7 protein-coding genes and 2 pseudogenes are annotated in these 12,368 nt (G+C 41.8%); 5 read left to right on the forward strand and 4 right to left on the reverse strand.

The genetic code is table 11. The features are described from left to right. Nucleotides 1-1,368 precede the first annotated feature (1,368 nt). Nucleotides 1,369-3,855, forward strand: coding sequence for a UDP-galactopyranose mutase (gene glf / locus D1367_RS09805; RefSeq protein ID WP_118166251.1), 2,487 nt, complete (start codon nt 1,369-1,371; stop codon nt 3,853-3,855). A gap of 76 nt (nt 3,856-3,931) precedes the next feature. On the opposite strand, the gene D1367_RS30665 is transcribed toward glf, so the two are convergent. Then, the gene (locus D1367_RS30665) at nt 3,932-4,123 is read right to left on the reverse strand and encodes a hypothetical protein (RefSeq protein ID WP_181985125.1); all 192 of its coding nucleotides are present in this window, start codon (nt 4,121-4,123) and stop codon (nt 3,932-3,934) included. A gap of 295 nt (nt 4,124-4,418) precedes the next feature. Here D1367_RS30665 and D1367_RS09815 point away from each other — a divergent pair, with 295 nt between their 5' ends. Then, a complete protein-coding gene (locus D1367_RS09815; RefSeq protein ID WP_228674568.1) occupies nt 4,419-6,740 on the forward strand; it encodes a family 1 glycosylhydrolase in 2,322 nt (773 codons plus the stop codon). Between the two features lie 115 nt (nt 6,741-6,855). Here the strand turns inward: D1367_RS09815 and D1367_RS09820 are convergent, their stop codons facing one another. Further along, nucleotides 6,856-8,151 (reverse strand): chloride channel protein, encoded by a 1,296-nt coding sequence (locus D1367_RS09820; protein WP_118166255.1) that lies wholly within the window; start codon nt 8,149-8,151, stop codon nt 6,856-6,858. A gap of 202 nt (nt 8,152-8,353) precedes the next feature. Here D1367_RS09820 and D1367_RS09825 point away from each other — a divergent pair, with 202 nt between their 5' ends. Continuing rightward, nucleotides 8,354-8,551 (forward strand): hypothetical protein, encoded by a 198-nt coding sequence (locus tag D1367_RS09825; RefSeq protein WP_118166258.1) that lies wholly within the window; start codon nt 8,354-8,356, stop codon nt 8,549-8,551. A 90-nt stretch (nt 8,552-8,641) separates the two neighbouring features. On the opposite strand, the gene D1367_RS09830 is transcribed toward D1367_RS09825, so the two are convergent. After that, nucleotides 8,642-9,388, reverse strand: coding sequence for an SDR family NAD(P)-dependent oxidoreductase (locus D1367_RS09830; RefSeq protein WP_118166261.1), 747 nt, complete (start codon nt 9,386-9,388; stop codon nt 8,642-8,644). Nucleotides 9,389-9,511: 123 nt separating this feature from the next. On the opposite strand from D1367_RS09830, the pseudogene D1367_RS09835 reads away from it, so the two are divergent. Next, a pseudogene (locus D1367_RS09835) lies at nt 9,512-9,682 on the forward strand (ABC transporter substrate-binding protein); the annotation flags it as partial. Nucleotides 9,683-9,848: 166 nt separating this feature from the next. Here the strand turns inward: D1367_RS09835 and D1367_RS09840 are convergent. Further along, a complete protein-coding gene (locus D1367_RS09840; protein WP_181985126.1) occupies nt 9,849-11,159 on the reverse strand; it encodes an FAD-dependent oxidoreductase in 1,311 nt (436 codons plus the stop codon). A 493-nt stretch (nt 11,160-11,652) separates the two neighbouring features. On the opposite strand from D1367_RS09840, the pseudogene D1367_RS09845 reads away from it, so the two are divergent. Further along, a pseudogene (locus D1367_RS09845) lies at nt 11,653-12,210 on the forward strand (carbohydrate ABC transporter permease); the annotation flags it as partial. Nucleotides 12,211-12,368: the final 158 nt, after the last annotated feature.

Below are 12,368 nucleotides of genomic sequence, written 5' to 3' on the forward strand. Positions count from 1 at the left end.
CCAAGGATTAATACCAATTCACGAAAACCTTGATACATATAGATTTATCGTATGGGCATGGCATTGCCATGCCCTTACTTACCTTTGTTGCACTATCCTACCTATTGGTTCTTGTTGGTGTTTAGAACCCCAAATAAAATGTAATTTTTTCTCAAATCGACTTGATCCAATCAAACGATATAAATCATATTATTGAACAATTGCTCAAAAGTTCCACTCCAAAGCCGGAAAATTGGACAATTTTAGTTAGTTTAGATGAGCAGCAAAAAGTCTAAATTTTTGATAGATATATAGCAATACGGTTCAGTTAAGGAAAATTGTAGGTTGGGTTGAGCGACAGCGAAACCCAACAAACCCGCCAAATGTTGGGTTTCGTTCCTCAACCCAACCTACGTGTATCAAGGTTTTTGGCTTTAACTGAACCGTATTGAGATATATAGGACTCATATTTGATTACAGCGCTTCCCGCAATTATGCAATACAGTTTTTCTCCTTGCCCCTCTCTTAGCATGACTTTCAGCTTTGAGAATGTACCTCATAGCTGCCGGAACTGCTGTATTGAAATATACGTAGGGTGCGTTAGCCTTTGGCGTAACGCACCACCCAAAAGTTTTGGTGCGTTAGGCTACGCCATAACACACCCTACATACTACATACTACTTAGATTTTTTCAGAAATAAAATAGGACTCATATTTAATTTTTGAACAAAACTCAGTACACCTTTATTCCTTCTTCCCAGTCCCCAATCCCCAATCCCCAGTCCCTTACCTCTACAGTGATTCAGAAATCAAATCGGATTGCTAAATCATATTCCTATAGATTTTAATGTCTTTAATTTTGAATTGTTAATTGTTAATCTAGTTTGATTTATTCTTACCGACTTGCTTAGACATCATCAGATATTTCTGAGCAGTAACTATAAAACATCTGTAGCAGATACTTAAAATAATTCGTAATTCGTAATTAAGTTTTGTGTAAGCGTTGCGTTAGCGAGTCTTCGAGCGTCCGGGGATTTAGACCCCGACCTAAAACTTGCCGATTATTGAACCGGGGGATTTCAACCCACGGTACTCGGTTAAATTAGTTCCATTTTTTATACCTTTAATCTACTTTGTTTTAATCTTTACTTACAAAATTAACGAACATATAACCCTTTTGGCGTATATCTAATTATATATTTAGCTAAAATTGGCACAAGAATAAGTATTATTAATGTTATAATTTTAATACTTAAGAATAATACAAAAATTTTTAATTACTATATTTAGATAGATGAATATGTAATTAAAAAAAGCAAATAATAAAATTAATTCTTACGAGAAACAGAACTTGTTAGTCCAATATTCTGCAAGTAGAGTTAATAATCTATGCCAAGCAATAAAGTGCAAGCACAAAACAACGGTGTGACTCATATTGTGTCACCAACACTAAATGAAACAAAATCATCAGAGACAGCTAAATCGCAATCGTTAACTACATCATCACTCAATTTATCCTCATTTAACAAAAACTTTCGGTCAACAAAAGCTTTTACCGATACGCCTGATATAGTTTGCTTATCTCATCTGCGTTGGAATTTTGTCTATCAAAGACCACAACATCTTTTAAGTCGCTGCGCTCAAAAAAAGAGAGTGTTCTTTATCGAAGAGCCAATTTTTAGCCGGGAACCATTGGGGCGATTGGACGTTAGTGAAGACAAAAGTGGAGTGATAGTTGTTGTTCCCTATTTACCAGAAGGTCTAAGTGAAGAAGCAATAAACGCAGATATAAAAGTACTAATAGATGGGTTATTTGCAGAGTATAATATCTCTAAGTACATTTGTTGGTACTATACACCAATGGCGATCGCATGGACAAGCCATTTAGAACCGGAAGCTGTTATCTACGATTGCATGGATGAATTGTCTGCCTTTAAAGGAGCATCCCCTACTTTAAAGAACTACGAAGCAGAACTATTTCGTCGAGCAAACCTAGTATTTACAGGCGGACAAAGCCTTTACGAAAGTAAAGTAAACCAGCATCCAAACGTTTATGCATTTCCTAGTAGTCTAGATGTAGCCCACTTTGGACAAGGAAGAACCCTTAAAGAAGAACCAGCAGACCAAGCAAATATTCCTCATCCCCGCCTTGGCTTCTTTGGTGTAATTGATGAGCGGATGGATATTGAATTACTAGCTGGAATTGCCGAGGCTCGCCCTGATTGGCATTTAGTGATAATTGGGCCAGTTGTGAAAATTGACCCAGCAACTCTGCCACAGCATGAAAATATTCATTATCTTGGTGGTAAAGACTATAAAGACTTGCCTGCATATCTAGCGGGTTGGGATTTGGCAATGTTGCCGTTTGCGCGAAACGAGTCAACACGTTTTATTAGTCCGACTAAAACACCAGAGTATTTAGCCGCAGGTAAACCTGTAGTCTCTACTTCGATTCGAGATGTAGTACGTCCTTATGGAGACTTGAAGCTAGTCAGAATTGCAGACACGACTGAAGAGTTTGTCGCCGCCGCAGAACAGGCATTGCAAGAAGATACCCCAGCATCAGGATGGTTGAGTCGGGTAGATGCATTCTTAGAGCAGATTTCTTGGGATCGGACTTGGGGATCGATGATGCAGTTGATAGAATCTGCGTTGGCGCAGCCGCTCTTTAAGAGCTTCGCAACCACACCAGATACCACAACTAATGGTAATGGTAAAAATGGGAAATCTCCCATCTCAACAAATATCCCAGAAGCACCAAGCATCATTACCAGAGACTTTATATTTGATTATTTAGTTGTTGGTGCAGGCTTCTCTGGTAGCGTTCTCGCTGATCGTTTAGCGAGACATTCCGGTAAAAAAGTATTGGTTGTAGACAAGCGCAACCACATTGGCGGTAATGCTTACGACCATTACGACGACCACGGGATTCTCGTACATAAATACGGCCCCCATATCTTTCATACCAGTTCCCGCGAAGTATTTGAATACCTTTCACAGTTCACTCCCTGGCGTTCTTACGAGCATCATGTTCTAGCCAGCGTAGACGGACAACTCGTTCCCATCCCGATTAACCTTGACACCATCAATAAACTCTATGGAATGAACCTCAATTCATTCCAGGCGGAAGAGTTTTTTCAGTCAGTTGCAGAACCGAGAGAACACATCCGTACCTCTGAAGATGTAGTAATTAGTAAAGTTGGTCAGGAACTTTACGAAAAATTCTTCAAAAACTACACTCGCAAACAATGGGGACTCGATCCTTCAGAACTTGACAAAACAGTAATTGCCCGAATTCCCACCCGTACCAACCGCGACAGCCGATATTTCACAGATAGTTACCAAGCAATGCCACTGCACGGCTTTACTCGGATGTTTGAGAATATGTTAAATCATCCGAATATTAAGGTAATGCTTAACACCGATTACCGCGAAATCGAGAAAGCTATACCTTGCCGCGAGATGGTTTACACTGGGCCAGTTGATGAGTTTTTTGATTGTCGCTACGGTAAACTACCCTATCGCTCATTAGATTTCAAACACGAAACCCATCACACCCCTGTGTTTCAGTCAGCGCCAGTAATTAACTATCCCAACGAACAACTGTATACCCGAATTACCGAATTTAAGTACCTAACCGGACAGGAACACTCCAAAACTAGTATTGTTTACGAGTTTCCCAAGGCAGAGGGCGACCCCTATTATCCAGTGCCACGTCCTGAAAATCAGGAAATTTACAAACAATACAAAGCTCTGGCTGAGTCAACATCAGGTGTGCATTTTGTGGGACGACTAGCTACATACAAGTATCTCAACATGGATCATTGTGTGGCACAGGCTTTAGCAACATACAAACAAATAGCGGTTAAGGCTTGAGTTTGTTGATGTTGATTATGGACAGGTATTGCTTAGGCTGCAATTTTTTAAAGTGGAGACGTAATCCATCGCGTCTCTACAAAATTCGTCTTGGCAATTTTATGGGACTGGCAGATGATTTAGTGATTACTAAGTACAGCATTTTATTAATTCGTAGTGAATTAAATTTGGTAATACCGTGCAATGCCAACGCATCGACTGACAATGCCAACGCATCGGCTGACAATGCCAACGCATCGACTGACAATGCCAATGCGTCCCCTTGCATTAAAAACGCTACGATTTTACGCAAAGCTGTACTAAGAAACTGTGCCTCGTTCCCAGCCTCCAGGCTGGGAATGTATTCCGAGAGGTTCTACCTCACCTCAAGCCACTGGAGGCGGAGCCTCCCAGCATGGGTTCCCAGCCTGGAGGCTAGGAACCAGTCAAGGCAAGGGCTGTATTTTAACTTAGTGCCATTCCGCTATGGGGCAATTCATGAATTGCCCCTACCTGAAAAAAGGTTTTGGCTATTGTCTGCATAAGTCTTGATAAAGGTAATAGAAGCTTTCGTTGTGTAAATTATGACTTTTGTCTTTAACTCAAGTAAAGACGCGATGAATAACGTCTTGAGAGAGAATAATTCACAACTCCCCTTGGAAGTGTGGGCTGGTGTAGAGTGTACAGTTAATCGCGTGGGTGATGAATATTTAGACCAGCTGGAACGCAACGGTCATGCAACGCGCTTAGATGATTTAGATTTGTTTGCAGAACTAGGGATAAAAGCTATCCGTTACCCCGTATTGTGGGAAAAGATAGCACCTAATGGGCTAGAAAATGCCGATTGGTCTTGGGCTGATGAAAGACTGGGGCGCTTGCGCGAACTCGGCATCTGTCCGATTGTGGGATTAGTGCATCATGGTAGCGGCCCACGGGATACGAGTTTGGTAGACCCAGAATTTCCAGAGAAACTAGCTGTATTCGCCCGTGCAGTTGCCGATCGCTATCCTTGGGTGACATATTACACACCTGTAAACGAGCCACTGACAACGGCGCGATTCAGTGGAATGTATGGGCACTGGTATCCTCACGGGCGGGATGATTTAACTTTCGCCCGGGCTTTGTTGGGAGAGTGTCGCGGTGTAGCCTTGGCAATGAAGGCAATCCGGGAAGTTAACCCTAGCGCTCAACTAGTGCAAACCGAGGATTTAGGTAAGATTTACAGTACACCGAAATTAGAATATCAAGCAGAATTTGAGAACGATCGCCGTTGGTTGAGCCTTGATTTATTATGCGGTCGAATCAACCCAACTCATTCAATGTGGGGTTATTTAAAGAATTGTGGTATTAGTGAGGCTGAACTTGAGACATTTTTGGAAAATACTTGTCCCCCTGACATCATTGGGATTAACCATTATTTAACCAGCGAACGCTTTTTGGATGAGCATACAGAAAATTATCCAGTTTGGACGCATGGTGGTAATGGACGAGATAAGTATGCAGATGTAGAGGCGGTGCGAGTTTGTGCTGAGGGTTTGGCAGGCCCACGTACATTGCTACTAGAAGCATGGGAACGCTATCACCTGCCCCTTGCTGTCACCGAAGCTCATATTAGCTGCACCCGTGAGGAGCAGCTACGCTGGCTTTACGAGGTGTGGAATGCGGCGAAGGAATTACAAGCTGAAGGTGTAGATATCCGCGCTGTCACTGCTTGGGCGCTCCTTGGCAGCTACGATTGGAATAGTTTAGTTACAAAATCTCAGGGCTACTACGAGCCAGGAGTATTTGATTTGCGATCGCGCAGCGTCTCAAGAGGAGAATCGCCACATCCTCGACCAACAGCGATCGCTAAAATGGTGCAGGATCTAGCAAATGGGCATCAACTAAATCATCCGCTACTTGAAACCCCTGGCTGGTGGCATCGACAACAGCGCCTATTATACCCAACAGTCAGTTGTCATACAAAAAATCCCACAATCTCGTCGAATAATCCAAAATCCAAAATCGTTCGACTGAGCGAAGCCGAAGTCCAAAATCGTTCGACTGAGCGTAGCCGAAGTCCAAAATTGATACGTCCCTTGGCGATCGTTGGTGCTAGAGGAACTCTTGGAAAAGCTTTTGCTCGGTTGTGCGAAGTGCGCGGAATTTCATCTCACCTGCTGACGCGCCAAGAAATGGATATTACCGATCCTGCCTCTGTGGATGCAATGTTTACCCAGTTGAAGCCGTGGGCGGTTGTGAACGCTGCTGGATACGTGCGGGTAGACGATGCCGAACGTGAACCCCATCTTTGCCTGCAAGTGAACGCCGAAGGCCCAGCGATTCTAGCTGCTGCTTGCGCTGAACATAACGTAGCCCTATTAACTTTCTCCTCAGATTTGGTATTTGATGGTGCTGTATCCAATCCTTATGTCGAAACTGATACCGTTGCCCCTCTCAATGTATATGGGTGCAGTAAAGTTTTAGCAGAAAAGCTGGTATTGCAGGCTTATCCCGCAGCGCTGGTGATTCGCACCAGTGCATTTTTTGGCCCGTGGGATGAGTATAACTTTGTCACGATCGCTCTGCGTCAGCTTAGTGCTGGTAATAATTTCATTGCCGCAGAGGATGCAATTGTTTCACCTACTTATGTACCAGATTTGGTTAATGTTAGCCTAGATTTATTAATTGACGGCGAGTGTGGGCTGTGGCATTTGGCGAACAAGAGTGCGATCGCCTGGGCTGATTTAGCACGGTTAGCAGCTAAACAAGCTGGAGTCAGTGTCACCAATCTAATTTCTGTGCCCACAGAACAACTAGGTTTAACAGCTCCCCGCCCAACTTACAGCGTTCTTGGTAGCAGCCGAGGTGAATTTATGCCGTCCCTTGACAGTGCAATTTCTCGCTACCTGGAAGAAAGAATTTAGTGGTCTGTCCCATTAATTTTGCGGGGTTGTAGAGACGGGAAATTTCGCGTCTCTACAGGGTTTTGGTAACAAACTAATCAATCAGAACTTATGAGACAGACCACTAGCTACCCTTTCATTCAGTAGCTTCTCTTTGAGACTTCAATTGAGCTGCAATCAAGGGAACTTTGGGCGCAAGAAAAAATCCAATTAAACTGGCAAAAAGGATTGGCGTCAAAGGACTCAAATTAGTCAGTTTTGACAGGAGCAAAGTCGTACTTATAGGTGTGCGCGTTACGGCTGCATTAACAGCCGCCATTGTACAAATCATCGCAAGGGCCGGATTAATTCCCGGAATTAAAACTGCTACTGCTTTACCAATACAAGCACCAGTGAAAAACAGGGGGATGATGAATCCACCGCGCCACCCACCTGTTACCGTAATGCTAATGGCAGCCATTTTACCAAAAGCAAGAGTTAAGAGAAAAACAGCACCAAAGCTAGTAGTGAGGACTGACTCTAACTCTTCATGTCCAAAATAACGGGTTAGGGGTAATAAAACTGCTAAAGTGCCAAGCCCGAACCCTGCTAATGTTGTGCGTACATAAATAGGGCCGGGAATTCGGGCAAACAAGTAATCGCAGCCGCGAAAAATGCCGATAAAAATCCATCCCGCCACCGCCCCGATGATGCCGAACATAATAGCGATCGCAAAATCATCAATCTTGTCTAAATGGTATTGGGGAAAATGCCAAGTCGGCGCAATTCCTAGATGTGTGATTGCTGCAAATACCAAATAACTAGCGCAACTCGAAACAATAGCTGGCATCAAGGCTTCGTAATATTCCACAATATGCTGATGGTGTAAAATCTCCAAGGCGAACATTGCACCGCCAAGAGGTGCGCCAAACAAGGCAGTGAAGCCAGCCGCCATCGCTGCTAAACTCATGGTTCTGAGGTCTTCACCCTGGAGTTTTAGGCGATCGGCAACCCAAGTACCAAAAGAACCTGTTACCTGTACCAGTGGTGCTTCAGGGCCAGCACTACCGCCCGCCGATATGCTCATTAAAGAAGCAAGAATCATTGAGGGATTCTTACGCGGATCTAGGCGTCCGCCACGAAAATGAATATTATCAACAATCACCGCGATTTCACCGGGATTTCCTAAAAAATGAATCACTAGCCCGATAACTAAACCAGCTAGTGGCATCACTATCAGGAGGCTAAAACCTTCAACTTTTTGCAACTGGTGAGTTAAAAGTTCTAAAACATTCCAGTACAACGCAGCAAATAGACCACCAGCAATGCCTACAACTACCCAGCAGATCACCCACCGCGAAATCATCAAGGGATTACGTTTTACCAGTCCAAAAAGTTGAGCAAATGTCCAGCGTTGAGTTTGATTGGTAGCGGGGGGCTTTTTTGGTAACACTGTTTATTTCCTATTTGTGAAACAGAGAATACAGAATATTTACGTTTTTTATAGTAAAGACTATTTAGTTTAGTGAATCATCTTTGGTCTACAAGGGGCTATCGCTTTTCTTACCCACCACTGTGTGAAATTAAGTCTCAAGATAGTGTGTACTTCATCACAAAAGAACTTAAGCTTGGCGTATAAGTTTGGGGAAATAGTGATGAATAAGGAAACAGTTCCTAGTCAAGCTGAAAAGTCTAGTCCAGAAGGCGATCCATCGCAACTAGATCCAGAGGTACTGGACAAAATCAAGCATCCTGCGAGAATAGACGATGTTATTCGGGAGCAATCACCAGAAGAACGTAAAAGTAACCCAGCTTTAGTACCAGAAATGATCGATGATCCAACTGATGATTGATTGGGTTTGCAAAAGAGTAATTGAAATGCTCTGATTCCCGACTTCTCTAAGAAGTCGGGAATCTTGTTAGTAATCTGTCGCTACCCAAAATTATCTTGTGAGACGATAATCGACCCCGCCGTAAACATTGATTGCTTGCCCATGAATGGCACGCGATTGATGCGAAGCCAAAAATAATGCTACATCTGCTACTTCTTCAGCTTCCATAAAGTAGGTGTCATTAACTGAGGTACCATCTGCTTCTTGTAGCATCTTACCCATGTCAGTTTTCACCCCAGCAGGACACAACGCATTAACCCGGACTCGATAGGAACGTGCTTCATCAGCTAATGCTTCCATAAAACCAAGTACGGCAAATTTGCTGGCACAATATGCAGAGTTATATGCATAACCACGTTTACCTGAATCGGAAGCTATCAGGATGATATTGCCTTGCTGTTGAGTGTAGAACGTAGGTAATACTGCTTGGCAGGTGAGGAAAGCGCCAAGTAAATTAACATCTAGCATTGCTTGAAATTCTTCACGCGGCAAGTCAGCAACAAAATACCGACGCTGAATGCCAGCATTGGACACCAGAATGTCAATATTACCAAAGACTTCCAGTGCTTGTCTGACCATTTCTACAACTGATTCTTCTTGGGTGACATCAGTTGTTACTGCGATCGCTTTTTTGCCAATTGCTTTGATGGCTTGGTAGGTTTGGGAGGCTAACTGTGGAGATTTATCAGCAATAATAATATTCGCTCCCTCACGAGCAAAAGTCAAGGCAATTGCCCGACCAATACCTTTTCCAGCACCTGTAACAATGGCAACTTGATCTTTAAGTTGCTCTGACACAAAATAAATTCCTTCTCTATTAACTTATATAGGTTACTTCTTTTTGGTGTAAAAACTTTGGGCATTTACTATAATCTGACTTTTCACGTCAAAAAAAGATTGTTTAATTTTTTGGGACTGGTAATGGCGATCGCGATCGCTATTAGTGCTTGTCAAAGCCTACAATTACCAAGGAAACCGTTAGCATCTACCCCAGTCACCATTAAACTCAGTGGTTGGGGAGGCTCTCCTGTTGAACAAAAACTCTTGAGGCAAGTACTGCAAGACTTTGAAGCCCAACATCCAACCATTAAAGCAATGGAGTAATTACGTATACTTACTTAAAAAGTAAAAATATTAACTCGATGATGATAATTTCTGCCATTGAAGACTTTATTTCATTTCATGGTCATCAGGTATGGTAATCGTCGAGAAAAAGCTTGGCATTCCGACTCTTGAATTTTGACTCCTGAATTCTAGTTTAATTCAAAAACTTTTTATTATAATTTTTGACTTTTAATATCCAACCTTGATAGGACTTAAAAATATCTGAGTAGGGAATTGTACTAGCAGATAATAATTCTCGCAAAGGAGGCATAAAAAACTGAGGAAATAGTTTATTCATCATCTTTGCAAGACTTTCTCTTAAGAGAAATTCAGTAAATAAAGTTTTAGATGCAGGTATAACATTTGTGTCGATTTCCCATAAGGCGTATGCGTCTGGTCGCCGGCGGATAGTAAACTGCTCTACAGCAATAGCCCATTCATCAGAATACTCATCTAAAAGGCTATCAAAGATTAGCACATCTTCAAAAGCATTATTACAACCTTGACCAAGACTCGAAGAAATAGCATGAGCAGCGTCTCCAAGAATTAGCACACTGTCACCATAATGATAGCGATCGCAGCGTGTTCTTAATTGTGTTCCTATCGGTCTTTTCAGGAAAGCTTCTGCTTCTTCTTCAGAAATTAGCGGCGCAACCTCTGGCAAATTCTGCTGAAAGAATGTCATTACCTCTTCTTTAGTAGATAAATTAACTACTTTATTTGTCTTTTTTGTAAAGAATAAAATCCCAATAAACTTATCGTCTAGTTGAGGCACTATTCCAAAAGTAATACCTTCTTCTATTCTCCATACATGAAGGTAGTTTGGTTTTAATTTTTTACTTGTTTTTTCTTTGTTACTTAATAAGAAAACTGTTTTGTAGCAAGCAGAAGCATACTCTTGCTGAAATTCAAAAAACTCGGTATTGAGAAAATTCGTTCTCACTATTGAACGCGCTCCGTCTGCACCAATCAATAGGTCATAATCAACCTCAAACTTTTCTGTCTGATTTTCTGGTACTGTTTCTTTAACTTTCTCAAAGGTTATAGTTTTGTTTTCAAAATCAGCACTAGTGCATTTGCAATCATAATAAATTTCAACTTTGTTATCGGATTTTTTAGTTAATTGTGATAACAGAGCTATTAATAAACTAGTTCGGTCAGTGTTAAATGAATAGTTGCTTTTAGACCGATTCTCTAATATTTTATTTTTTTGATATATTATACTACCATGATTTTGTACACAAGTCGCTTTAACTGCGGCTTCTAACCCCTCTATTTTCCTCAAAGCTCTTAGTCCTCTTTCATTGATGCCATAAGGAATAGTTCTAGAGTTAGCCAAAGAAACTTTTTGCAAGTCACTACGGCCTTCGTAGATTTCTATTTTATATTGAGTGCCGCGACGCGATAAATAATGTGCCAGTAAAACTCCAGCAGGGCCAGCGCCAACAATAATAACTTTCTTCACTATTTTTAATAAAATACTTTATATTATAATATTAGATTTTTAAAGGATGTTTGTAAATTCTAATTTATTACTCACCGGGCGATAAGAAGTAGAGCGCCAGTTGCTCATGGGGAGCCACTCTGTTGCACGGGTTAAAAGGATGTTTGAAAAGTCCTAAAGTATACTGGAAGCCCTGCTTCCATTCCTCTCCCCGTTGCCATCAGCCTGCCGTTAGGCAAGGGTCGAGAGGCTTTGCATTCCCTCTCTTCTCCTGTCGGAGACGCTACGCGAACGTAGGGAAGGGGCCCCGTGCGTTAGGTTTCTGAGGCTTTGATGTTACGAAAAATACTTTTCAAATAACCTTTAAAAAAAGCTTGGCATTCTCAGTTCTGAAAACAAAGTTTTGAGTTCTAAACACGAAGTACGATAAATAATCATGCACTAGCGATCGCTACAGTCGAGTTAGTGCAAGATTAGATGGACTTATAACTGGTTTTACAAATGGGATATGCAGCTGGCTGGTTATGCCTTGGCGAGATTGCGTTTTGTGGGTAAGCGCTTTTGGTTCTTCCTAATCTTGGCATTACTGGCAGTCCCAGCCCAAATCACTCTAATTCCCACATTTTTGATTTTAAAAGCGATCGGCTGGCTGAATTCTTACCAAGGCATGATTGTGCCCAGCATGGTTAATGCCACTTTTATCTTCATGATGCGGCAGTTTTTCGTTAATTTTCCTAAAGAACTAGAAGAAGCAGCTCAACTCGATGGTTTAAATACTTTTGGAATTTTCCGGCATATTGTCTTACCTTTAACAAAACCAGCACTCGCAGCACAGGCAGTTTTTGTGTTCATGGGCAGTTGGAATAATTTTTTACTGCCTATAGTTATCCTATTTGACCCAGAAATGTTTACCCTTCCTTTGGGGCTGAACACCTTCAAAGGTCAATACATCAGCTATTGGAATTACATTATGGCAGCTTCTATGGTCTTCACTCTGCCAGCTTTAGGCATTTACGCCTTTTTTAATCGTTACTTTATTCAAAGCGTCACCTTTACGGGGGGAAAAGGGTGAACCAATTCGCAATGAAGCTCGTTCCTCGCTAACGCAATTCGCAATGACGCTCCTACGTCGCTAACGCAATTACGTTTTGTAACGGATATTTTACCTGTACACAAAACGATAAAAAAGTCATCACTACTTGGTAATATTATACAAAGTTAAATTTTATA

The sequence above is a fragment of the Nostoc sphaeroides genome (assembly GCF_003443655.1).
Classification (GTDB): domain Bacteria; phylum Cyanobacteriota; class Cyanobacteriia; order Cyanobacteriales; family Nostocaceae; genus Nostoc; species Nostoc sphaeroides.